This window comes from Georgenia sp. M64 (assembly GCF_038049925.1).
In the GTDB taxonomy this organism is placed as follows: domain Bacteria; phylum Actinomycetota; class Actinomycetes; order Actinomycetales; family Actinomycetaceae; genus Georgenia.
Window position 1 is genome coordinate 1,134,626 of the sequence record NZ_CP145809.1, and the last position, 23,216, is coordinate 1,157,841.

General features: G+C 74.2%; 21 protein-coding genes. 17 read left to right on the plus strand and 4 right to left on the minus strand.

What is annotated here, in order from left to right; translation table 11 throughout:
- The first annotated feature begins 20 nt into the window (after window positions 1–20).
- Entirely contained in the window at window positions 21–932 is a 912-nt protein-coding gene (locus AAEM63_RS05160) for a tyrosine recombinase XerC (protein ID WP_341360560.1), read from the plus strand.
- A 2-nt stretch (window positions 933–934) separates the two neighbouring features.
- On the opposite strand, the gene AAEM63_RS05165 is transcribed toward AAEM63_RS05160, so the two are convergent.
- Complete coding sequence (locus AAEM63_RS05165) at window positions 935–1,630, minus strand: M23 family metallopeptidase (RefSeq protein WP_341360561.1); 696 nt, start codon at window positions 1,628–1,630, stop codon at window positions 935–937.
- Window positions 1,631–2,108: 478 nt separating this feature from the next.
- Here AAEM63_RS05165 and rpsB point away from each other — a divergent pair, with 478 nt between their 5' ends.
- The 11 genes from rpsB to AAEM63_RS05220 all read left to right on the plus strand — a co-directional run bounded on the left by rpsB (window position 2,109) and on the right by AAEM63_RS05220 (window position 13,067).
- Window positions 2,109–3,122: a 30S ribosomal protein S2 gene (gene rpsB, locus AAEM63_RS05170; protein ID WP_341360562.1), complete on the plus strand. Its 1,014-nt coding sequence runs from the start codon at window positions 2,109–2,111 to the stop codon at window positions 3,120–3,122.
- 31 nt (window positions 3,123–3,153) lie between these two features.
- On the plus strand, window positions 3,154–3,993 hold the full coding sequence (tsf, locus tag AAEM63_RS05175) for a translation elongation factor Ts (RefSeq protein ID WP_341360563.1): 840 nt from the start codon (window positions 3,154–3,156) through the stop codon (window positions 3,991–3,993).
- A gap of 102 nt (window positions 3,994–4,095) precedes the next feature.
- The gene (gene pyrH, locus AAEM63_RS05180) at window positions 4,096–4,860 is read left to right on the plus strand and encodes a UMP kinase (RefSeq protein ID WP_341360564.1); all 765 of its coding nucleotides are present in this window, start codon (window positions 4,096–4,098) and stop codon (window positions 4,858–4,860) included.
- A complete protein-coding gene (frr, locus tag AAEM63_RS05185; protein ID WP_341360565.1) occupies window positions 4,857–5,414 on the plus strand; it encodes a ribosome recycling factor in 558 nt (185 codons plus the stop codon). The genes pyrH and frr overlap by 4 nt, the downstream gene beginning before the upstream one ends.
- Window positions 5,414–6,379, plus strand: coding sequence for a phosphatidate cytidylyltransferase (locus AAEM63_RS05190; protein WP_341360566.1), 966 nt, complete (start codon window positions 5,414–5,416; stop codon window positions 6,377–6,379). The genes frr and AAEM63_RS05190 overlap by 1 nt, the downstream gene beginning before the upstream one ends.
- 15 nt (window positions 6,380–6,394) lie before the next feature.
- Entirely contained in the window at window positions 6,395–7,570 is a 1,176-nt protein-coding gene (gene rlmN, locus AAEM63_RS05195; protein WP_341360567.1) for a 23S rRNA (adenine(2503)-C(2))-methyltransferase RlmN, read from the plus strand.
- Complete coding sequence (locus AAEM63_RS05200; RefSeq protein ID WP_341360568.1) at window positions 7,567–8,154, plus strand: DivIVA domain-containing protein; 588 nt, start codon at window positions 7,567–7,569, stop codon at window positions 8,152–8,154. The genes rlmN and AAEM63_RS05200 overlap by 4 nt, the downstream gene beginning before the upstream one ends.
- Before the next feature lie 5 nt (window positions 8,155–8,159).
- Window positions 8,160–9,452 carry a 1-deoxy-D-xylulose-5-phosphate reductoisomerase gene (dxr, locus tag AAEM63_RS05205; protein WP_341360569.1) on the plus strand — a complete coding sequence of 431 codons (1,293 nt, stop codon included), beginning with the start codon at window positions 8,160–8,162 and terminating at the stop codon, window positions 9,450–9,452.
- A gap of 130 nt (window positions 9,453–9,582) precedes the next feature.
- On the plus strand, window positions 9,583–10,890 hold the full coding sequence (locus AAEM63_RS05210) for a site-2 protease family protein (protein ID WP_341360570.1): 1,308 nt from the start codon (window positions 9,583–9,585) through the stop codon (window positions 10,888–10,890).
- Between the two features lie 141 nt (window positions 10,891–11,031).
- Window positions 11,032–12,198 carry a flavodoxin-dependent (E)-4-hydroxy-3-methylbut-2-enyl-diphosphate synthase gene (ispG, locus tag AAEM63_RS05215; RefSeq protein WP_341360571.1) on the plus strand — a complete coding sequence of 389 codons (1,167 nt, stop codon included), beginning with the start codon at window positions 11,032–11,034 and terminating at the stop codon, window positions 12,196–12,198.
- A 5-nt stretch (window positions 12,199–12,203) separates the two neighbouring features.
- Complete coding sequence (locus AAEM63_RS05220) at window positions 12,204–13,067, plus strand: DUF4081 domain-containing protein (RefSeq protein WP_341360572.1); 864 nt, start codon at window positions 12,204–12,206, stop codon at window positions 13,065–13,067.
- On the opposite strand, the gene AAEM63_RS05225 is transcribed toward AAEM63_RS05220, so the two are convergent.
- On the minus strand, window positions 13,064–13,930 hold the full coding sequence (locus AAEM63_RS05225; protein WP_341360573.1) for a DNA-formamidopyrimidine glycosylase family protein: 867 nt from the start codon (window positions 13,928–13,930) through the stop codon (window positions 13,064–13,066). The genes AAEM63_RS05220 and AAEM63_RS05225 overlap by 4 nt on opposite strands.
- A gap of 105 nt (window positions 13,931–14,035) precedes the next feature.
- Between AAEM63_RS05225 and AAEM63_RS05230 the strand changes: the two genes are divergently transcribed.
- Window positions 14,036–15,844 carry a proline--tRNA ligase gene (locus AAEM63_RS05230; RefSeq protein WP_341360574.1) on the plus strand — a complete coding sequence of 603 codons (1,809 nt, stop codon included), beginning with the start codon at window positions 14,036–14,038 and terminating at the stop codon, window positions 15,842–15,844.
- Window positions 15,845–16,031: 187 nt separating this feature from the next.
- Here AAEM63_RS05230 and AAEM63_RS05235 read toward each other — a convergent pair whose 3' ends face one another.
- Together AAEM63_RS05235 and AAEM63_RS05240 are read right to left on the minus strand one after the other, a co-directional pair.
- Window positions 16,032–16,757 (minus strand): DUF559 domain-containing protein, encoded by a 726-nt coding sequence (locus AAEM63_RS05235; RefSeq protein WP_341360575.1) that lies wholly within the window; start codon window positions 16,755–16,757, stop codon window positions 16,032–16,034.
- 382 nt (window positions 16,758–17,139) lie between these two features.
- The gene (locus AAEM63_RS05240) at window positions 17,140–18,126 is read right to left on the minus strand and encodes a DUF4439 domain-containing protein (protein WP_341360576.1); all 987 of its coding nucleotides are present in this window, start codon (window positions 18,124–18,126) and stop codon (window positions 17,140–17,142) included.
- Between the two features lie 115 nt (window positions 18,127–18,241).
- Between AAEM63_RS05240 and rimP the strand changes: the two genes are divergently transcribed.
- The 4 genes from rimP (at window position 18,242) to infB (ending at window position 23,176) form a co-directional block, all read left to right on the plus strand.
- Window positions 18,242–18,727 carry a ribosome maturation factor RimP gene (gene rimP, locus AAEM63_RS05245; RefSeq protein ID WP_341360577.1) on the plus strand — a complete coding sequence of 162 codons (486 nt, stop codon included), beginning with the start codon at window positions 18,242–18,244 and terminating at the stop codon, window positions 18,725–18,727.
- A 9-nt stretch (window positions 18,728–18,736) separates the two neighbouring features.
- Window positions 18,737–19,768 (plus strand): transcription termination factor NusA, encoded by a 1,032-nt coding sequence (nusA, locus tag AAEM63_RS05250; protein ID WP_341360578.1) that lies wholly within the window; start codon window positions 18,737–18,739, stop codon window positions 19,766–19,768.
- Window positions 19,769–19,800: 32 nt separating this feature from the next.
- Complete coding sequence (locus AAEM63_RS05255) at window positions 19,801–20,172, plus strand: YlxR family protein (protein WP_341360579.1); 372 nt, start codon at window positions 19,801–19,803, stop codon at window positions 20,170–20,172.
- Between the two features lie 70 nt (window positions 20,173–20,242).
- On the plus strand, window positions 20,243–23,176 hold the full coding sequence (gene infB / locus AAEM63_RS05260) for a translation initiation factor IF-2 (RefSeq protein WP_341360580.1): 2,934 nt from the start codon (window positions 20,243–20,245) through the stop codon (window positions 23,174–23,176).
- Window positions 23,177–23,216 lie beyond the last annotated feature (40 nt).

The following is a 23,216-nucleotide window of genomic DNA, read 5'->3' on the forward strand; positions in this document are numbered from 1 at the left end:
CGCCTGGCTACCGTGGCGGGATGAGCGTCGAGGCGGATGAGGAGGTGCTCGACGCGTTCCTGCGCCACCTCGCCCTCCAGCGCGGGATGTCTCCGCACACCGTGCGCGCCTACGCCGGGGACGTCCTCGACCTGCTCACCTACCTCGGTGCGGCCGGAGCCCCGGCGCTCGCCTCGCTCGACCTCACCGACCTGCGCGGGTGGCTCGCGGCCCAGCAGCGGCGCGGGATGTCACGCGCCACCCTTGCCCGCCGGGCAGCCGCCGCCCGCGCCTTCTCGCGCTGGGCGCACCGCAGCGGGCACCTGCCCGCGGACGTCGGCGCACGTCTGCGCAGCCCCCGCGCCGACCGCCACCTGCCCACGGTCCTCGGCGTCGACGACACCGCCCGGCTGCTGGCCGTGGCGCAGGAGCGGGCGGCCGACGACTCGCCCCTGCACCTGCGGGACTGGGCCGCCCTGGAGCTGCTGTACGCCTGCGGGGTGCGCATCAGCGAGCTCGTGGGTACCGACGTCGACGACCTCGACCTCGCCGAGCGGACCGTCCGGGTGCTCGGCAAGGGCGGGAAGGAACGGGTCGTGCCCTTCGGCGTCCCGGCAGCCCGTGCCACGGCGGCGTGGCTCGAGCACGGGCGACCGGCGCTCGCGGGCCCATCCTCCGCCGGTGCGCTGTTCCTGGGGGCGCGAGGTGCGCGGCTCGACCCACGCACGGTGCGCGAGGTCCTGCACCGGCTCACCGCCGCGGCGGGCGTGCACGACCTCGCGCCGCACGGTCTGCGCCACACCGCGGCCACGCACCTCCTGGCGGGTGGCTCTGACCTGCGCACGGTCCAGGAGGTCCTGGGGCACGCCTCCCTCGCCACCACCCAGCGGTACACCCACGTCACCCCCGAGCGGCTGCGTGCCGCCTACGGCCAGGCGCACCCGAGGGCCTGAGATCACCGCAGCCCGGCCAGGTCCGCCGGGAGCAGCCGCACCACCACCTCGAGGCCCAGCAGGTCCATGGGGTCGACGTAGGACTGCGGACCCGTGCGCGCGCCCCAGTGCAGGCAGGTGGTCAGCTCCCACACCGGGCAGTGACCGGACTCCAGCAGCCCGAGGACCTCGCCGCGGCTCACCCGGTCGCCGGCCGAGACGGCGGGGGAGACCGGCTCGTAGGTCGTGCGCACGCCGTCGGCGTGCTGCACCGAGACCACCGGACGGTCCACGACCCGGCCGGCGAAGACCACGACGCCGTCGGCGGCCGCGCGGACCGCCGAGCCCGAGCCGTGCGCCAGGTCCACGCCGCGGTGGCCCGATCCCCAGGGCTGCGCCGGGGCGGTGAAGTCGCGCACGAGGTCGGCCGGCCCACCGGTCGGCCAGTCGTACTCGACCTCCCCGGCGGACCGGCCCTCGGCGTTCAGCGTGCGCACCGCGGGGGAGGCCCCGCTGCCGGCGCCGGCGGGGTCCCCGGCCGGGACCGGCGCGACGGGCTCGACGCGCGCGGTCACGGCCGGCGCGGTGACGGCCGGTGCGGTGACGGCCGGTGCGGCGGTCACCGCCGACTCGCCGGTCACCGCCACCAGGGACAGGGCGGCGCCGGAGACCGCCACGAGGAGGGCGACGACCGCGGCGTGCGTGCCGGAAGGACTCATGCGGCCAGGGTCGGCCGGGCGGGCCGCGCCTGGTCCGTCCCCGGTACCGGACTGGGGATGCCGCGACGGGGCTACCCCTGTGGAGGAGAGGTGCGGCTGCGCGTGGCGGCGGTGCGCGCGTGGCGGTGGTGCGAGGGTGCGGGCGGCGCACGTGCGGGCGGCGCACGAGTGCGGGCGGCGCAGGTGCGGCGGTGCGGGCCCGGACCCGGATCGGATAGCATGGCTCCCGCAACCGGCAGCAGTCGGTTGACATCGCGTGCCCGCAAGTCGTCGCACCACCGCCCCGGTCCCGACCGGGACGGCCAGGTCGGCGAGGCGACCTCCGGTCCTCTCCTCGCGAGAGGTGCTTCCTCGTCGCGGGCACCAGGGTCCCAGGCCACCCGGCCGCGGACGACAACCGAGAGACGGGCCGCGCGGCGCCTTCACGGCGAGCGTGGCCCCGTGGTGTGCGGGATCCCCGCACCAGGAAGGACGAGCCATGGCCGTCGTCACCATGCGCCAGCTCCTCGAGAGCGGCGTGCACTTCGGGCACCAGACCCGGCGCTGGAACCCGAAGATGAAGCGCTTCATCTTCACCGAGCGCAACGGCATCTACATCATCGACCTGCAGCAGTCGCTGACGGACATCGACCGCGCGTTCGAGTTCGTCAAGGAGACCGTCGCCCACGGCGGCAACATCCTCTTCGTCGGCACCAAGAAGCAGGCGCAGGAGTCCATCGCCGAGCAGGCTCAGCGCGTGGGCATGCCCTACGTCAACGAGCGCTGGCTCGGCGGCATGCTCACCAACTTCGGCACCGTGCACAAGCGTCTCCAGCGCCTCAAGGAGCTCGAGCAGGTCGACTTCGACGACGTCGCCGGCAGCGGTTTCACCAAGAAGGAGCTGCTCATGCAGCGCCGTGAGCGGGACAAGCTCGCGCGCACCCTCGGTGGCATCCGCGACATGGCGAAGATCCCCTCGGCCGTGTGGATCGTCGACACGAAGAAGGAGCACCTCGCCGTCGCCGAGGCCCGCAAGCTCCACATCCCCGTCGTGGCGATCCTCGACACCAACTGCGACCCCGACGAGGTCGACTACCGCATCCCCGGCAACGACGACGCCATCCGCGCCGTCTCGCTGCTGACCCGCGTCATCGCGGACGCCGCGGCCGAGGGTCTCGTCGCCCGCCACGGGGGCGGCGGCGCCGCACCCACCGCCGAGGAGCCCCTGGCCGAGTGGGAGCGCGAGCTCCTCGCCGCCCACGAGGCCGACCAGTCCGCGACCGCCTCCGTGGCCGCCGCCGAGGCCCCCGCGGCCGACGTCGCCGCCGCCGAGCAGACCGCCGGCGTCACCCACGACGCCCAGGAGGTCGCCGAGGCCGCCGAGGCTGCCGACGAGACCCCCGGCGTCGACGTCGCGGGCCCCGACACCACCCAGGTGGCCGACAACTCCGTCGCCGCGGAGGACGCCAAGGCCGCCGAGGCCGCGGAGTCCGCCGAGACCGAGCAGGCCTGACCCACCACCGCTGATCTGGAGAGGATCACTTATGGCGAACTACACCGCCGCTGACATCAAGGCCCTGCGCGAGAAGACCGGCGCGGGCATGCTCGACGTCAAGAAGGCCCTGGACGAGGCGAACGGCGACGCGGACAAGGCGCTGGAGATCATCCGCGTCAAGGGCCTCAAGGGCGTCGCCAAGCGCGAGGGGCGCACCGTCGCCGAGGGCCTGGTCGCGGCTCAGATCGTCGCCGAGGGCGACGGCGAGACCGGCGTCATGGTCGAGGTCAACTCCGAGACGGACTTCGTCGCGAAGAACCAGAGCTTCATCGACTTCGCCGACAGCGTGCTCGCCGCGGCGGTCGCCACCGGTGCCACCGACGTCGAGTCCCTCCTGGGCGCCGAGGTCGACGGCGAGACCGTGCAGGCCAAGGTCGACAACATCGCCGCCACCATCGGCGAGAAGATCGTCGTGCGCCGCCTCGTGCGGGTCAGCGGCGAGAAGGTCTCCAGCTACCTGCACCGCACCGCCAAGGACCTCCCGCCGTCGGTGGGAGTGCTCGTGGCCACGGACGCCGCCGGCGCCGAGGTCGGGCGCGACGTCGCGATGCACGTCGCGGCGTACTCGCCCAGCTACCTCGGCCGCGACGAGGTCCCCGCCGACCTGGTGGAGAACGAGCGCCGCATCGCCGAGGAGACCGCCCGCAACGAGGGCAAGCCCGAGGCCGCGCTGCCGAAGATCACCGAGGGCCGCCTCAACGGGTTCTTCAAGGAGAACGTCCTGCTCGACCAGGCGTTCGCCAAGGACCCCAAGAAGACGGTCGGCAAGGTCGTGGAGGAGGCCGGCGGCACCGTCACCGGCTTCGCCCGCTTCCGCGTCGGCGCCTGACGCACCCACCGGTGGCCCCGGCCCGCACGGGCCGGGGCCACCGGCGCACCATCCTGCGCCGGGGCCGCGGCCCCGCCCACCCATCCTGGAGGACCGATCACCGTGCAGCCCGACACCGAGCCCACCGGCGGGCGCGCCCGCCGTGTCCTGCTCAAGCTCTCCGGGGAGGTCTTCGGCGGCGGCAGGGTCGGCCTCGACCCCGACGTCGTCTCGGCCGTGGCGCGGGAGATCGCCGCGGCTGTCGCCGAGGGCGTCCAGGTGGCCGTGGTGGTCGGCGGCGGCAACTTCTTCCGGGGCGCGGAGCTCTCCCAGCGCGGCCTGGACCGCTCCCGCGCCGACTACATGGGCATGCTGGGCACCGTGATGAACGCCCTCGCCCTGCAGGACTTCCTCGAGAAGGCCGGCGTGCGCACCCGCGTCCAGACCGCCATCACCATGGGCCAGGTCGCCGAGCCGTACATCCCGCTGCGGGCGATCCGACACCTCGAGAAGGGCCGCGTCGTCGTCTTCGGCGCCGGCGCCGGCATGCCCTTCTTCTCCACCGACACCGTCGCCGCCCAGCGAGCGCTGGAGACGCACTGCGACGAGGTGCTCGTGGGCAAGAACGGTGTGGACGGGGTGTACACCGCCGACCCGCGCGTGGACCCCGCCGCCGTGCGGCTGGACCACCTCACCTACGCCGACGCGATCCAGCAGGGACTGCGGGTCGTCGACGCCGCCGCCTTCAGCCTGTGCATGGACAACGACCTCACGATGCGGGTCTTCGGTATGGGCGAGCCGGGTAACGTCACCCGCGCCCTGCGGGGTGAGAGGATCGGAACGCTCGTGACCACCCGTGAAGCTGACAACCAAGGAGTGACGCCGTGATCGACGACGCCCTGCTCGAGGCCGAGGAGAAGATGGACAAGGCCGTGGAGGTGGCTCGCGAGGAGATGAGCCACATCCGCACCGGCCGCGCCAACGCCGGCATGTTCAACCCGGTCCTCGTGGACTACTACGGCGCGCCGACCCCGCTGCAGCAGCTCGGCTCGCTCACGATCCCCGAGGCCCGCACGGTCCTCATCACGCCGTACGACCGGTCCTCCTCCAGCGCGATCGCCAAGGCCCTGCGCGAGTCCGACCTCGGCGTGAACCCCACGGACGACGGCAACGTCATCCGCGTGGTGCTGCCCGCCCTGACGGAGGAGCGTCGCCGCGACTACGTCAAGCTCGCCAAGCACAAGGGCGAGGACGCGCGGATCGCCATCCGCTCCGTGCGGCGCAAGGCGAAGGAGACCCTCGACCGCATCGCCAAGGACGGCGAGGCCGGGCAGGACGAGGTCGACCGGGCCGAGAAGGAGCTCGAGGCGCTGACCAAGAAGCACGTCGAGCTCGTCGACCACGTGCTCGAGGCCAAGGAGCGCGAGCTGCTCGAGGTCTGATGGCCCCCGCACCCGCGGCCGACCCCCGCGACAGCCAGGACAGCCTCGCCTCCGCCCTGCGCCGGCTCCGCGAGGCGCGGGAGCGAGCCCGCTCGGCCCTGGTCACCCCGGCCCCGCCGCGCCCGAAGGACCCCGTCCCGCCCACCGGGCGGGCGGGGCGGAACCTGCCCGCCGCGATCGCGGTCGGCGTCTCGCTCCTGGTGCTCGTGGGCGTCAGCCTGCTCACCCGCCCGGAGATGTTCGTCGCCCTGGCGGTCGTGGCGTCCGTGGGCGCGATGTGGGAGCTCGCGCGCGCGGTCGCCCAGCGCGGGATCCGCGTGCCGCTCCTGCCGCTGGTGGTCGGGGCGGTCGGGGTGCTCGTCTCGGCGTGGGTGGCCGGCGGCGAGGCCATGCTCATGGCCTTCACCCTCACCGCCGGCGGCGTGTTCGTCTGGCGCGTCATCGACGGCGGCGGGCGCGACGCGGTGCGCGACGCCGCCGCCGGCATCTTCACCGCCGCCTACGTGCCGTACCTGGCCGGGTTCGCCGTCCTCCTCCTGCGTCTGGAGGACGGTCCGCTGCTGGTCCTGACGTTCCTGCTGGTCACGATCGCCAACGACACCGGCGGCTACGTCGCCGGGGTGCTGTTCGGCAAGCACCCCATGGCGCCGTCGATCAGCCCGAAGAAGTCCTGGGAGGGCCTGGCCGGCTCGGTCGTGCTCGCCGTCGCCGTCGGCGTCGTCATGCTCGGCCCCGTCCTCGACGGCCCCTGGTGGGCCGGGGCCGTGCTGGGCGTGGCCGCGGTCGGCGCCGCGACGACCGGCGACCTCGCCGAGTCCCTCCTCAAGCGCGACCTGGGCCTGAAGGACATGGGCTCCCTGCTGCCCGGCCACGGCGGGATCATGGACCGGCTCGACTCCCTGCTCGTGGGCGCCCCGGTGTCCTACCTCATCCTCGCCGCCGCCACCGGCCAGGCGGCATTCTGAGAGGATGGGTCGGTCATGACGCAGCAGCCCCAGATCCGCCCCTCCCACGAGGTCAGTCCCGGTGACCGCCCGGTCCTGACCTTTGCCGCCAAACGTCGGGGCAAGCCCCCGCGGCACCTCGCGGACCTCTCCGCCGAGGAGCGCCGGTCGGTCGCGGCCGAGCTCGGTGTCCCCGCCTTCCGGCTGGACCAGCTCGCCCGGCACTACTTCGCCCACCTCACCCGCGACCCGGCGGACATGTCCGACCTGCCCGCCGCGGATCGCGACGAGCTCACCACCACCCTCGTGCCGGAGCTGGTGACCAAGGTCCGTGACCTCGCCGCCGACAAGGGCATGACGGTGAAGTCCCTGTGGAACCTCTTCGACGGCGCGATGGTCGAGTCGGTTCTCATGCGCTACTCCGAGCGCACCACCTTGTGTGTCTCCTCCCAGGCCGGCTGCGGGATGGCCTGCCCGTTCTGCGCCACCGGGCAGCAGGGCCTGACCCGCAACCTCTCCACCGCCGAGATCGTCGAGCAGGTCCGCCTGGCGGCCCGGTCGTGCCGGGACGGCGAGCTGCCGGGCGGTCCCACCCGCCTGAGCAACGTCGTCTTCATGGGCATGGGTGAGCCGATGGCCAACTACAAGGCCGTCATCGGTGCCGTGCGCCGCATGGTCGACCCTGCCCCGGCGGGCCTGGGCCTGTCCGCCCGCAACGTCACCGTCTCCACCGTCGGGCTGGTCCCGGCCATCGACAAGCTCGCCAAGGAGGGCGTCCCGGTCACCCTGGCGGTGTCCCTGCACGCCCCCGACGACGGGCTGCGCGACGAGCTCATCCCGATCAACTCCCGCTGGAAGGTGGGCGAGCTCCTCGACGCCGCCCGGCGCTACTTCGATGCGACGGGCCGGCGGGTGAGCATCGAGTACGCCCTCATCAAGGACATGAACGACCACGCCTGGCGAGCCCAGCTCCTCGCCGACGAGCTCAACGCCCGCGGGCGCGGCTGGGTGCACGTCAACCCCATCCCGCTCAACCCCACCCCGGGGTCGATCTGGACGGCGAGCGAGCGCGCGGTCGAGCAGGAGTTCGTCGACACGCTCCGACGTGCCGGGATACCGACGACGGTGCGGGACACTCGGGGCAGCGACATCGACGGCGCCTGCGGCCAGCTGGCCGCCGAGGTGCTCGTCCAGACGAAGGGGCAGGGATGACGGCGATGTTCCCGCCGGCGGGGCGGATGCGCACCGGCTACGACCGGGCGGAGGTGGAGGAGTTCTTCACCCGGGCCCGGGCGGCGTACGAGAGCGGCGAGCCGGGCGGTCCGGACGCCGCCGCCACCGCGTCGCTGAGCTCGACCGGGTTCGACGAGAAGGACGTGCGCGCCGCCGCGTTCACACTGGTGCGCGACGGGTACTCCACCGCTGCCGTCGACGCCGCGCTCGACCGGCTCGAGAGCGCCTTCGTCCAGCGCCGGCGCACCGCGTTCATCGCCGCGCAGGGCGAGAGCGCCTGGATGGACCACATCGCCGACCGCGCGACCACGCTCTACCCGCGCCTGCTGCGCCCCGCCGGGGAGCGGTTCCGCAGCCCGGAGAGCGGGCACGGCTACGACCGGGACGCCGTCGACGCCCTCCTCGAGCGGCTCGTCGCGTACTTCGACGACGGCGGCGAGCTGACATCCGCGGAGCTGCGCACGGCAACCTTCCCGCGGGCACGCGCGCCGAGGGCCTACCACGAGGGCACCGTCGACGCCTACCTCGACCGCGCGGTCGAGGTGCTCGTCGCGGTGGAGTGAGCGGCTTGACGCCCACCGACGTCGTCCTGCTCGGCTCCACCGGCTCCATCGGCACCCAGGCCCTCGAGGTCGTCGCCGCGGCAGCCCCGGGGACGTTCCGCGTGACCGCGCTCAGCGCCGGCGGCGGGAACCTCGAGCTGCTCGCCGAGCAGGCGGTGCTCCACGACGTCCCGGTCGTGGCGCTCGCCCACGGTGGTGACGGCGCCGTCACCCGGCTGCGCGAGCTCCTCGCGGACGAGCGGGCCCGCACCGGACGGGACGACCTCGCCGAGCCCGAGATCCTCACCGGGCCCGACGCCGCCACCACGGTCGCCGGCTCGTTGCGCGTCACGCCGGACGCGCTGGACGTCCGGGAGCCTCCGGCGGCGCCGCGCGCCGTCGTCCTCAACGGCATCACCGGCTCGGTGGGCCTCGCGCCCACCCTGGCCGCCCTGCGGTCGGGGGCCACGCTGGCGCTGGCCAACAAGGAGTCCCTCGTCGTCGGCGGGTCCCTCGTGCGTGCGGCCCAGACCCGGCCGGGCCAGGTCGTGCCGGTGGACTCCGAGCACTCGGCGATCGCGCAGGCGCTGCGCTCGGGCCGCCACGAGAGGGGGATGACCAGCCCCGTCACCACCGGGCGCTCCGAGGTCCGCCGGCTCGTCCTGACCGCCTCGGGCGGCCCCTTCCGCGGGCGCACCCGCGACGAGCTCGCCACCGTGACGCCCGCCCAGGCCCTCGCGCACCCCACGTGGGCCATGGGTCCGGTCGTGACGGTGAACTCCTCCACCATGGTCAACAAAGGTCTCGAGCTCATCGAGGCGCACCTGCTCTTCGACGTCCCGGCCGAGGACGTCGTCGTCGTCGTCCACCCGCAGTCTGTGGTCCACTCGATGGTCGAGTTCCACGACGGGTCCACCCTCGCCCAGGCCTCGCCGCCGGACATGCGCCTGCCCATCGCGCTGGGCCTGACGTGGCCGGAGCGGGCAGCCGGGGTCGCCGCGCCGTGCCGGTGGGACGAGCCCACCTCCTGGACGTTCGAGCCGCTGGACGAGGGCACCTTCCCGGCCGTCGCGCTGGCCCGGGCGGCGGCGGCCGCGTCCGCGACCCACCCCGCCGTGCTGAACGCCGCGAACGAGCAGTGCGTCGCGGCCTTCCTCGACCGTCGCCTCGACTACCTCGGCATCGTCGAGGTCGTCGCCGAGGTGCTCGAGGAGCACGAGGGCCCGGCCGCCTCGGCGGACCTCACCCTCGACGACGTCCTCGGCGCCGAGGAGCGGGCCAGGGCCCGCGCCGAGGAGCTCATCGCCGCCCGCGCCTGAGGCGCGGAACCGGCGCACGGTCCGCGGCCTCCGAGCCTCCGGCCGGGTCGCGCACCGGTCCCCGGAACCACCTCGCCCGCGCCGTCGTTGAGGTGGAGAATGGCCACGTCCCGCAGGAAGGAGCCCCACCGTGGAGTTCGTCGTCGGGGTCCTCATCCTCTTCGTGGGGCTGCTCGCCTCCATCGCCCTGCACGAGGTGGGCCACCTCGTGCCCGCCAAGAGGTTCGGCGTCAAGGTCCCCCAGTACATGGTCGGCTTCGGCAAGACCCTGTGGTCGCGCACGGTGGGCGACACCGAGTACGGCGTCAAGGCCCTCCCGCTCGGCGGGTACGTCCGCATGGTCGGGATGTACCCGCCCACCCGGCGGGCCGAGCGACCCCGCCGGGACGGCCGGCCCACGCTCGTCCAGGAGGCGCGCGCCGCCGCCCTGGAGGAGATCGGGCCGGGGGAGGAGCCCCGCGCCTTCTACAACCTCACGGTCCCGCGCAAGCTCGTGGTCATGCTCGGCGGGCCCACGATGAACCTGCTCATCTCCGCGGTCCTGCTCGGTGTCACGGTCGTGACCCTCGGGCTCGGCCAGTACACGACGACGCTCGGCACGGTCCAGCAGTGCCTGGTCGAGGACCCCGCCCAGGAGGGCTGCACCCCGGCCGACCCGGCGGCGCCCGGCGCCGCGGCCGGCCTGCTGCCCGGCGACCAGGTCCTCACGTGGGACGGCGCCGAGGCGCGCACGTGGGAGGACGTGTCGGGCGCGATCGCCGACGGTGACACCGGGCCGGTCCAGGTCGAGGTCCTGCGCGACGGCGCCCCGCTCACCCTCACCGTGGTCCCCGAGCTCACCGAGCGCCCGGTCCTCGGCGACGACGGGGCACCCCTGACCGAGGACGGCGAGCCCGTCACCGAGATGCGTCCCTACGTGGGCATCGGCCCCGACTTCGCGCTGGTCCGGCAGAGCCCGGCGGTCGTCCCGGGGCTCGTCTGGCAGACGTTCACGGGCACCGTCGAGGTGGTGCTCACGCTCCCGCAGCGGCTCGTCTCGGTCGCTGAGGCCGCGTTCGGCACCGCCGAGCGTGACCCGTCCGTGGTGGGCCTGGTCGGGGTGGGCCGCTTCGCGGGGGAGATCGCGTCGATCGACGGCGAGGGCTACGGCGTCGCGGAGCGCAGCGCCGACATGCTGTCGCTGCTGGTCTCGCTGAACATGGCCCTGTTCGTCTTCAACCTGCTGCCGCTGCTGCCACTCGACGGCGGCCACGTCGCCGGGGCCCTGTGGGAGGGGGCACGGCGCAAGCTGGCCCGCTGGCGCGAGCAGCCCGACCCCGGCCCCGTCGACACCGCGCGGCTGCTGCCGCTGACCTACGTCGTCGTCGCGGCCATGCTGGGGATGAGCGTCCTGCTCGCCTACGCCGACATCGTCCGGCCGGTCAGCCTCACCGGCTGACCGCGTCGGTGCCCGGCCGGCCCCTCAGCCGGGTGACCGCGTCGGTGCCCAGCCGACCCCTCAGCCGGTGACCGCGTCGGTGCCCGGCTGGGCCCCGCGGCCGGACTCGTTGCCCTGCGTGCCGGGTGCGATACTGGACGGGTGAGCGTACCCATCAGCCTCGGCATCCCCACGGTCAAGGAGCAGCCGCCCGTCCTGGCTCCCCGGCGCAAGACCCGCAAGATCCGGGTGGGCACGGTCGAGGTCGGCGGCGACGCCCCGGTGTCGGTCCAGTCGATGACGACCACGAAGACCCACGACATCAACGCCACGCTGCAGCAGATCGCCGAGCTGACGGCCTCGGGCTGCGACATCGTCCGCGTGGCGTGCCCGACGGACAAGGACGCCGAGGCGCTGCCGATCATCGCCAAGAAGTCCAAGATCCCGGTCATCGCCGACATCCACTTCCAGCCCAAGTACGTCTTCGCGGCCATCGAGGCCGGGTGCGGCGCGGTGCGCGTCAACCCGGGCAACATCCGCAAGTTCGACGACCAGGTCAAGGAGATCGCCCAGGCGGCCAAGGACGCCGGCGTCTCGCTGCGGATCGGCGTCAACGCCGGCTCCCTCGACCCCCGCCTGCTGCAGAAGTACGGCAAGGCCACGCCCGAGGCGCTGGTCGAGTCCGCCGTCTGGGAGGCGTCGCTGTTCGAGGAGCACGACTTCCACGACTTCAAGATCTCCGTCAAGCACAACGACCCGGTCGTCATGGTGCGCGCCTACCAGCTGCTCTCCGAGCGCGGGGACTGGCCGCTGCACCTGGGCGTGACCGAGGCCGGCCCCGCCTTCCAGGGCACGATCAAGTCCGCGACCGCCTTCGGTGCGCTGCTCTCCCAGGGCATCGGCGACACCATCCGGGTCTCCCTCTCCGCCCCGCCGGTGGAGGAGGTCAAGGTCGGCAACCAGATCCTCGAGTCGCTCAACCTGCGCCCGCGCAAGCTGGAGATCGTCTCCTGCCCGTCCTGCGGCCGGGCCCAGGTCGACGTCTACACCCTGGCCGACGAGGTCACCGCCGGCCTCGAGGGCATGACCGTGCCCCTGCGGGTGGCCGTCATGGGCTGCGTCGTCAACGGCCCCGGCGAGGCCCGCGAGGCCGACCTCGGTGTGGCGTCCGGCAACGGCAAGGGCCAGATCTTCGTCAAGGGCGAGGTCGTGCGCACGGTCCCCGAGGACCAGATCGTCGAGACCCTCATCGCGGAGGCGAACCGGATCGCGGAGGAGATGGGGTTCCCGTCCGACGGAGCCGCCTCGCCGGTCGTCACGGTCGGCTAGCCGCCGTGGCGCTGTGGCGCCGGTCGGCGCAGTCCGTCCGCCCGGTGGGGCCGGCCGACCGCGACGCGGCCCTGGAGCTGTGCCTGCGCGACCCCGTGGGGTCCGTGCTCGCGGCCGTCCAGGTCGAGCGGCTCGGGCAGCCTGGACCGTCGGGCACCCAGCTGCTCGGCGTCTTCGGTGAGGACGACCCCCGGCCCGCCGCCCTGTGCTGGGCGGGCGCGAACCTCGTGCCCGTCGCCCTGTACGACGAGCTCCTCGTCGAGCTCGCCGAGCACCTGCACCGGCGCAGCCGTCGCTGCTCGTCCATCGTGGGGCCGGCCGACATGGTCCTGCCGCTGTGGGACGAGCTGTCGACGAGCTGGTCCCTGCCCCGGGAGGTGCGGGCCGACCAGCCCTCCCTCGTCATCGACCACGAACCCGCGGTCGCCCCCGACCCGGCGGTGCGCCTCGCCCGACGGGACGAGACCATGCTCGTGCTGCCGGCCAGCGTCGCGATGTTCACCGAGGAGGTCGGCTACGACCCGACCGTCATGGGCGGCTCCTACGGCGCCCGGGTGGCCGAGCTCGTCGCGACCGGGCGCACCTACCTCCGGCTGGAGGACCTCGGGGACGGCCCCCAGGTGGTCTTCAAGGCCGACGTCGGGGCCCTCGCGATCGGGGTGGCGCAGGTCCAGGGCGTCTGGGTCCACCCCGAGCTGCGCGGCCGGGGGATGGCCGGCGCGGGGATGGCGGCGGTCGTCGCGGACGTGCGCGCACGGCTCGCCCCCACCGTCTCCCTCTACGTCAACGACTACAACGCCCCGGCGCTGGGCGCCTACCGCCGCGTCGGTTTCCGCCAGGTGGGCACCTACGCCACGGTGCTCTTCTAACGGAGGAGCTTCGACATCCGGCGGTCGGCCAGGATCTTCCCGCCGGTCTGGCACGTGGGGCAGTACTGCAGCGCCGAGTCGGCGAAGGAGACCTCCCGGACGGTGTCCCCGCACACCGGGCACGGCTGCCCCGCCCGGCCGTGGACCCGCATGCCGGAGCGCTTCGCGTCCTTGAGCTCGGCCGCCGGCCGGCCCGCCGCGGCCGCGACCGCGCCGCCGAGCACCTCCTCCATGGCGGTGTGGATGCGGGCGACCGCCTCGTCGTCGAGCGAGCCGGTCAGGGCGAACGGGCTCGTCCGGGCGGCGTGGAGGATCTCGTCGGAGTAGGCGTTGCCGATGCCCGCGATGACCGACTGGTCCCGCAACGCCCCCTTGACCTGCTGGTTGCGCGACCGCAGCACCGCCCCCAGCCCGGCGGCGTCGAGGCCGAGCGGCTCGGGCCCCAGGGTCTTGACGGCGTGCACCTCCTCCGGCGCGGCCACCACGTGCACGGCGAGCCGCTTGCGCGTCCCGGCCTCGGTGAGGTCGAACCCTGAGCCGTCGTCCAGGCGCAGGCGCAGTGCGATGGGGGAGCGGCCGGGACGCAGGCGCGCGGCGGGCACCTGCTCGTACCACCGCAGCCAGCCCGCTCGGGCGAGGTGGACGAGGAGGTGGAGCTCGGTGTCGTCGTCGGCGACGGCGAGGTCGATCCACTTGCCGTGGCGCGAGGCTCCGCGCACGGTCGTCCCGGCGAGCTGGGCGGGGTCGGGGGCGAACGTCTTCAGGGCCGAGATCGCGCCGACCTCCACGGCGGCGACGACGTGGCCGGACGTGCGCGCGTCCAGGAAGGTGACCAGCCCCTCGACCTCCGGCATCTCCGGCATGACCCCATGGTGCCGCAGGCGCACCGCGCGCACGAGCCGGTGCGCCGTCGCCGTCGCCGTCGTCGCCGTCCGGGACGGCGTGCGCGCGTCGGTAGGCTAGCCCGCGTGCTGATGAAGATGTCGTCCCTGTTCCTGCGGACCCTGCGCGAGGACCCGGCCGACGCCGAGGTCGCGAGCCACCGCCTCCTCGTGCGCGCCGGGTACATCCGGCGGGCCGCCCCGGGGATCTACTCGTGGCTGCCCCTCGGCCTGCGGGTCCTGGCCAAGGTCGAGCGGATCGTCCGCGAGGAGATGGACGCCGTCGGCGGCCAGGAGGTGCACTTCCCCGCGCTGCTGCCCAAGGAGCCCTACGAGGCCACCGGCCGCTGGGTCGAGTACGGCCCGAACATCTTCCGCCTCCAGGACCGCAAGGGCGCGGACTACCTCCTCGCCCCGACCCACGAGGAGATGTTCACGCTGCTGGTCAAGGACCTGTACTCCTCGTACAAGGACCTGCCGCTGACGCTGTACCAGATCCAGACGAAGTACCGCGACGAGGCCCGCCCGCGGGCCGGCCTCATCCGCGGCCGCGAGTTCATCATGAAGGACGCCTACTCCTTCGACGCCGACGACGCGGGCCTGGAGCGCTCCTACGAGCTCCAGCGCGGCGCCTACCGGCGCATCTTCGACCGGCTCGGGCTCGAGCACGTGATCGTGCGTGCCATGAGCGGGGCGATGGGGGGCTCGCGCAGCGAGGAGTTCCTCCACCCCACGCCCATCGGCGAGGACACGTTCGTCCGCTCCCCGGGCGGCTACGCGGCGAACGTCGAGGCGGTCACCACCCCGGTGCCCGAACCGGTGGACGCCACCGGCCTGCCCCCGGCGGAGGTCCTCCCGACGCCCGACTCGACGACGATCGACACCCTCGTCGCGCGCGCCAACGAGCTGCACCCGCGGGCCGACCGTCCGTGGGGGCCGGCCGACACCCTCAAGAACGTCGTCGTCGCCCTCGTCCACCCCGACGGCGCCCGCGAGCTGGTCGCGATCGGCCTGCCCGGCGACCGGGAGGTCGACCTCAAGCGGCTCCAGGCCGCGGTCGACCCCGCCCAGGTGGAGCAGGCGACGGACGAGGACCTGCGCAGCCGGCCCGAGCTGGTCAAGGGCTACATCGGCCCCGCGGTCCTCGGCCCCAACGGTGCTGCGCGCACCCACGACGACGCCGGCCGGGTCGCCGCCGGCGCGATGCGCTACCTCCTCGACCCGCGGGTGGTCCCCGGGACCTCCTGGGTCACCGGCGCCGACGCCGACGGGATGCACGTCTTCGGCCTCGTGGCCGGCCGCGACTTCACCGCCGACGGCACGATCGAGGCCGCCGAGGTCCGCGCCGGGGACCCGTCCCCGGACGGGTCCGGGCCGCTCGAGCTCGCCCGCGGGATCGAGATCGGCCACATCTTCGCGCTCGGGCGCAAGTACGCCGAGGCCCTGGACCTGAAGATCCTCGACGCCAACGGCAAGGCCGTCGTCGTGACGATGGGCTCCTACGGCATCGGGATCACCCGCGCCCTGGCCGCCCTCGCCGAGGCCAACAACGACGACAAGGGACTGGTGTGGCCGATGCAGGTCGCGCCCGCCCACGTCCACGTCCTGGCCACCGGCAAGGGCGAGGAGATCTTCGCCACCGCCGAGCGGATCGCCCGGGAGCTCGAGGCCGCCGGTGTCGAGGTCCTCTACGACGACCGCCCGAAGGTCTCCGCCGGGGTGAAGTTCGCCGACGCCGAGCTGCTAGGGGTGCCGCTGAGCGTCGTCGTCGGCCGGGGCCTGGCCGAGGGCGTGGTGGAGGTGCGGCGCCGGGCGAGCGGCGATCGCGAGGAGCTGGCACCGGAGTCGGTGGTCGCCCGCGTGCGTGAGCTGGTCGACGAGGCGCTCGAGGGCTGAGGCGCGCTCGGCGCTGAGGCCGCTCGGGGGCGATGCCGCCCGGGGCTGCCTCGCCCGGCGCAGATCCGGGCGCGGTCCCCGCCGAGTTGGGGGTTGTTGCCGTTTGCAGGGCCTTCGCACGGCAACAACAGCCAACTCGACGAGAAGCGTTCGCCCACCGGCGGGCGGATGGCCCCCGTCAGGCGGATCAACTGCCTGTGGATGCTTGGTGCAGAGCCCTTCGGATCATCTCCACGACCTGTGCCGGGTGGCGCATCTGTGCACGGTCGATCACGAGCACCGTCCACCCCGCCATCCGCAGTGCGTTGAGGCGCGCACGGTCGCGGGTGATCCACGCGGGATCGTCGTGGTGAGCGCCGTCGTACTCCACCGCGAGCCGCGCCTCCGGCCAGGCGAGGTCCGGCCGTGCGACGAACATCCCCTCGTCGTTGTAGACGCTGAGCTGTGTCACGGGCGGGGGAAGGCCGGCGAGAGCGAGGGTCACGCGCAGCACCGACTCGCGCGGGGACTCGGCGCCGGCGTCAACGAGGTCCAAGGTGCTCGCGACACGGCGGCAGCCCCGGACCCCCGGGTGCCGGGCCCCGACACTCTCCACGTCGCGGCGGAGTAACCCTGTCGCACGTACGAGCGCATCCAGCAGGGGCACTGCCACGAGAGCGGAGTACCAACGCGCCAGGTCGTAGGCCGTCCGCGCCGCTGTCGTCGTGAGACCGAGCGGGGTCACCGTCGTCTCGTCCGTGTCGAGCGTGTCGGTGCGGAGGAAGAGCTGCGGCCTGCGTGCGGTCGTGGGGCGTGGGACCAGGAGCTCCACCCTGTCGGACCCCATCGCCAGACGCGCACCGAGCGCCCATGCCGCGCTCCGGCCGGCCAGGACCGCATCAGCGGGAAGGACCAGGCGGGCTGCGGCGATCATGTCGCCGTGCGTGACGGGTCCAGCCTGGCTGTAGACACCACGCATGAGGCGCACGTAGGCGTCGCCGCGCAGCTGCCCCGCGGTGACGTGTCGCAGGGCCGTCGACCGTGTGAACGGCCCTGATGGCAGTCCAGTTGGGGCGGGCACCGAGGCATCGTCGCGTCCCGTGGGCGAACGCTCTGGCGAGCACGCGCCGGCCTGTGGATCTCGAACCCTGTGGAGAAGACTGGGGTGCCCCGAGCCGCTCACGCCGAGTGGGTGGTTGTTGCTGCCGAAAGCGACTCTGCGACGCCACAACCCACAACTCGACGAGCGCGGCGGGGCTGCGGTGCGGTGCGGTGCGGGGCGGTGCGGTGCGCCGCGCGGTGCGGGAGGGCCCCGGTCAGTCCAGGCCCGGCAGCGCCTCGAGCGTCCCGCCCCAGGCGCGGACCTGCCCGGCAGCGAGCTCCGCGGCCGCCAGGAGCGACTCGCGCTGCTCCGGCCCGGTGAGGGTGATGCTGAACACCCAGTGCGTCAGGAGCCGGGACTCGGCGTCGACCGCGGCGGCCTGCTCGGCGCTGAGGTCGTCGGTCGCGTCCGGCAGGTCGTACACCCCGGGCCGGCGGTCCGGCGCGCCGTCGGCCAGGGCGGTGTCCACGAGGAGCTGCAGGTGGGCGGCGCGCCCAGCCGCAGCGTCCCGGGAGGTCCCGGTCGAGCGGGCCGCCACGGTCTCGAAGGCGTGCCTGGCCTGGTCCAGGACGAGCAGGGTCGGACCGTCGCTGCCACGGGCCAGCAGTGCGTCGGGGGAGAGCTCGGCCCCCGCGGCCGGGGCGAGGTCCTCACCCAGCGCGCCCGCGAGGTCCGCCGCGGCGTGGCTGCGGGAGATCGACACCGACGCGAGCACCGCGGCGACGGCGTCGTCGGGGGAGGCCAGTGACGCCGCGCGCGCATCGGCCGCGCCCGCGGTGAGCAGGTCGAGGACGTCCTGCGGAGCCGGGTCGGCCACCGGCGGGTCCGTGCGCACCGGGGCCGTGGTGACGCCCTCGGGCGCGCCGCCCGGCCAGGCCTCCCACACCCCGCCCAGCGCGTCGGCGTGGGTCCGGGCCTGCTCGGCGACCCGCTCGAGGACCTCGGCGACCTCCCCCTCGGCGCCCGTGACCTCCGCCACGGTCCTCGCGATGGTGGCGGCGTCCACCGCGCCGTCCTGACGGACCTCCTCGACGGCGTCCGGGACGGGCGGGGTCGGTGGCGGCGACTCGAGCCGGACACCGCAACCGCCGAGCAGGGCCGCCCCAGCCACGAGAGCGAGCGTCCCGGCCACGACCCGGGGGCGCGGGCGACGGCGCACGGGGGCACCGGTGGCCGTGCTGCGGGGCGGTGGGAGGGGCATCGGGCCGATCCTGCCATGCCGACCCGCCCGTGCCCGGCCACGCCACGGGTGGGTAGGCTTGAGGACTGACCGCGGCGCCTCCGGGCGCCGCCCCGTGACGCAAGGAGACACCCCGATGAGCCCCGCCCGACCCGCCGAACTGCTCGACCGGCTCCGCGGAGCGCTCGAGCCGGTGGTGGCCGCCGCGGGCCTGTACCTCGAGGACGCGACGGTCGCCGCCGCGGGCCGCCGCAAGGTCGTGCGCGTCGTCGTCGACCTCCCCGACGGCCCCGGGGGCGTGGGGTCCGACCAGCTCTCCGAGGCCTCCCGGGAGATCTCGCGCGTGCTCGACGACGTCGACCTGCTCGAGGGCGCCTACACCCTCGAGGTCACCACCCCCGGCACCGACCGCCCCCTGACGACGCCGCGCCACTACCGCCGCGCCGTCGGTCGCCTGCTCACCGTCGCCACCCGCTCCGGCGGCACGGTCGCCGGGCGCGTCGCGGAGGCCGGCGACGACGCCGTCGTGCTCGACGTCGACGGCCGTCGCCAGGAGCTCGCCTACGCCGACCTCGCCTCGGCGCGGGTCGAGGTCGAGCTCAACCGCACCGAGCAGGACTGAGGAGGACCGATGGACATCGACATGACGGCGCTCCGCCTCATCGAGAGCGAGCGCGGCATCGGGCTGGACGTCCTCGTGGGCGCGATCGAGGAGGCGCTCCTCCTGGCGTACCACCGCACCCCCGGGGCGGTGGAGAAGGCCCGGGTCGAGCTGGACCGGCGAACCGGCCGGGTCACGGTCATGGCGACGGAGACCGACGAGGAGGGCAACGAGGTCGGCGAGTTCGACGACACGCCCTCCGGGTTCGGCCGCATCGCCACCGCGACGGCCCGTTCGGTCATCGTCCAGCGGCTGCGCGACGCCGAGGACGACCAGGTCATGGGCAACTACCGTGACAAGGCCGGGGAGATCCTGTCCGGCGTCGTCCAGCAGGGCCGCGACCCCCGCACGGTGCTCGTGGACATCGGCGACATGGAGGCGGTCCTGCCCGCCCACGAGCAGGTGCCCACCGAGACGTACACGCACGGCGACCGGATCCGCGCGTACGTCCTGGACGTCTCGCGCGGGTCGAAGGGACCCTCGGTCACCCTCTCGCGCACCCACCCCAACCTCGTGCGCAAGCTCTTCGCGCTCGAGGTCCCCGAGGTGGCCGACGGCAGTGTCGAGATCGTCGCCCTCGCCCGCGAGGCGGGCCACCGGTCGAAGATGGCCGTGCGCTCGACCGTGCCAGGTCTCAACGCCAAGGGCGCCTGCATCGGCCCCATGGGCCAGCGTGTGCGCGCCGTCATGGCCGAGCTCGCCGGCGAGAAGATCGACATCATCGACTACTCCGACGACCCCGCCACGTTCGTCGCCAACGCCCTCTCGCCCTCCCGGGTCTCCAGCGTGGAGGTCGTCGACGCCGAGGCCCGGGCCGCCCGGGTCGTGGTGCCCGACTTCCAGCTCTCGCTCGCGATCGGCAAGGAGGGCCAGAACGCCCGGCTCGCCGCCCGTCTGACGGGGTGGCGCATCGACATCCACTCCGACACCGAGGGCGCCGAGCCCGCCGCGGGGGCAGCGGCCGCGACAGCCGCCGAGCAGCCCGAGGGCTCGGCGGGGTAGGATGCTCGTTGGGCACGCGCCCGGAATCCCACATGACACATCGCAGCGAGACACCCACGCCCCCCGCCGGGCCGGTGCGGACCTGCACGGGATGCCGGGGACGGGCCCCGAGGTCCGACCTGGTCCGCCTCGTCCTGGACGCCGCCGCGCAGCGCGTGGTGGTCGACCAGGACCGGACGGCACCGGGACGAGGCGCCTGGCTCCACCCGAGCCGGGAGTGCCTGGACCTCGCCCTCCGACGTCGGAGCATCGGCCGGGCCCTGCGAGCAGCAGGACCGGTGGAGCTCTCCGCGGTGGGCGAGTGGTTCGACCAGCGACAACCGCCGCCGGCGCCCGATGCGCCAGAGGTGGTCACCACGTCATCGACGAAGAAAGCGGGTTGGAAGCCGATGGGCACCCGATGAGTACCCAGCGATGAGCTGCCAGCACTAAAAGCGGTCCACCCTGTCCCGGGCGGGCCGAGACAGGAGAGTTGTGGCAAAGGTCCGCGTGCACGAGCTCGCCAAGGAGCTCGGCGTCGACAGCAAGACGGTTCTCGCGAAGCTTCGCGAGCAGGGAGAGTTCGTGAAGTCGGCGTCGTCGACGATCGAGGCCCCCGTCATCCGTCGGCTGCGTGAAGCATTCCCCGCCGAGGCGGAGAGTCCGAAGAAGCCTGCCGGGCCCCGCCCCGGCGCGTCCGGCCGGCCGTCCGCGCCGGAGGCCGCACCCGAGCCGGCCACCACCCGGCCGGCCCCCGCCGCCGACGGCGGCCAGGAGCGTCCTGCCGCGCAGGCCCCCGCGCCCGCCGAGGCGAGCGCCCCGGCTGCGCCGGCTCCCGCCGCCCCGGCCGCCCCCGCCCCGGCAGCCCCGGCCCCCGCTGCGGCGCCTGCCGAGGCCGCGGCTCCCGAGGCGCCCGCCCCGGCGGCTCGTCCGGGCGCACCCCGCCCGGCGGCGCGACCCACCCCCGAGCGTCCGGCCCCGGAGCGCCCGGCTGCCGAGCGTCCCGCTGCGGAGCGCCCGGCCGCCGAGCGTCCCGGCGCCCCCCGACCCGGCGCGTCCTCGCGTCCGGGGAACAACCCGTTCGCGCCGTCCCAGGGGATGCCCCGTCCGGGCGGCTCCGGCGGCGCTCGCCCCGGCGCCCCGCGTCCGGGGAACAACCCGTTCGCGCCGTCCCAGGGGATGCCCCGTCCGGGCGGCTCCGGCGGTCCGCGTCCCGGCGCCCCGCGTCCGGGGCAGGCGCCCGGCGCCCGTCCCGCGGGCCCGCGTCCGGGCGGCCCCCGCCCGAACCCGAACATGATGCCCGGGCAGAGCTCGGTCGCCCGTCCCGGCGCCCCGGCCGCCCGTCCGGGTGGTGGCGGCGGCGGTCGCGGTCGTCCCGGCGGCGGAGGCGGCGGCTTCGGCGGCCGTCCCGGCGGCGGTGGCGGACCCGGCGCAGGTGGCGCTCCCGGTGGTTTCGCCGGCCGTCCCGGCGGCGGTGGCCGCGGTGGACGCGGCGGCACCCAGGGTGCGTTCGGCCGCGCCGGCGGTCGCCCGGTCCGGGGACGGAAGTCCAAGCGGGCCAAGCGCCAGGAGTTCGAGCAGCAGTCGGCGCCGTCGATCGGCGGCGTGCAGGTCCCCCGCGGCGACGGCAGCACGGTCGTGCGCATCCGCGCCGGCGCCTCGCTGGCGGACTTCGCCGACCGCATCGACGCCAACCCGGCGTCGCTCGTGACGGTGCTGTTCCACCTCGGTGAGATGGCCACGGCCACGCAGTCCCTGGACGAGGACACCTTCTCGGCGCTCGGCGCCGAGCTCGGCTACGTCGTCGAGATCGTCTCCCCGGAGGAGGAGGAGCGCGAGCTCCTCAGCGGGTTCGACATCGACCTCGAGGCCGAGGAGGCCGGCGAGACCGACGAGGACCTGCTCCCGCGCCCGCCGGTCGTCACCGTCATGGGTCACGTCGACCACGGAAAGACCAAGCTCCTCGACGCCATCCGCTCCACGGACGTCGTCGCGGGCGAGGCCGGTGGCATCACCCAGCACATCGGTGCCTACCAGGTCGTCACCGAGCACGAGGACCAGCAGCGCCGGATCACGTTCCTCGACACCCCCGGTCACGAGGCGTTCACCGCCATGCGTGCCCGTGGTGCCGAGGCGACCGACATCGCGATCCTCGTGGTCGCCGCGGACGACGGCGTCATGCCCCAGACCGTGGAGGCGCTCAACCACGCCCAGGCGGCCGGCGTGCCGATCGTCGTGGCCGTGAACAAGGTCGACCGCGAGGGCGCCAACCCGGCGAAGATCCGCCAGCAGCTCACCGAGTACAACCTGGTGGCGGAGGAGTACGGCGGCGACACGATGTTCGTCGACGTCTCCGCGCTGAGGCGCACGGGCATCGACGACCTCCTCGAGGCCGTCCTGCTCACCGCCGACGCGGCGCTGGACCTGCGGGCCAACCCCAACAAGGACGCCCGCGGTGTGGCGATCGAGGCCAACCTGGACAAGGGCCGCGGCGCCGTCGCGACCGTCCTGGTCGACTCCGGCACCCTGCACGTCGGGGACTCGATCGTCGCCGGCACGGCCCACGGCCGCGTCCGCGCCATGTTCGACGAGCACGGCGAGCACGTGACCGAGGCGGGCCCGGCCCGTCCGGTGCAGGTCCTCGGCCTGCAGTCCGTCCCCCGCGCCGGCGACTCCTTCCTGGTGGCGCCCGACGACCGGACGGCCCGCCAGATCGCCGACAAGCGTGCGGCCGCCGAGCGCGCCGCGACGCTGGCCAAGCGCCGCAAGCGCGTCAGCCTGGAGGACTTCACCAAGGCCCTCGAGGAGGGCAAGGTCGACACCCTCAACCTCATCATCAAGGGTGACGTCTCCGGTGCCGTCGAGGCCCTGGAGGACGCGCTGCTCAAGATCGACGTGGGCGACGAGGTCGCGCTGCGGATCATCCACCGCGGTGTGGGTGCCATCACGCAGAACGACGTCAACCTCGCGACGGTGGACTCCGCCGTCATCATCGGCTTCAACGTGCGCCCCGCCGAGCGGGTCGCCGAGCTGGCCGACCGCGAGGGCGTGGACCTGAAGTTCTACTCGGTCATCTACGACGCGATCGACGACGTCGAGGCGGCGCTCAAGGGCATGCTCAAGCCGGAGTTCGAGGAGGTGCAGCTCGGTACCGCCGAGGTGCGCCAGGTGTTCCGCTCCTCCAAGTTCGGCAACATCGCCGGTTCGATCGTCCGCTCGGGCACCATCCGACGGAACACGAACGCGCGTCTGACCCGTGACGGCGTCGTCATCACGGAGAAGCTGACCATCGAGTCGCTGCGCCGCGAGAAGGACGACGTCACCGAGGTCCGCGAGGGCTTCGAGTGCGGTATCGGCATCGGCTTCAAGGACGTCCAGGAGGGCGACATCATCGAGACCTTCGAGATGCGCGAGAAGCCGCGCGCCTGACGCCCCACCACGACGGCCCCGCGGCGCACGGATATCGTGC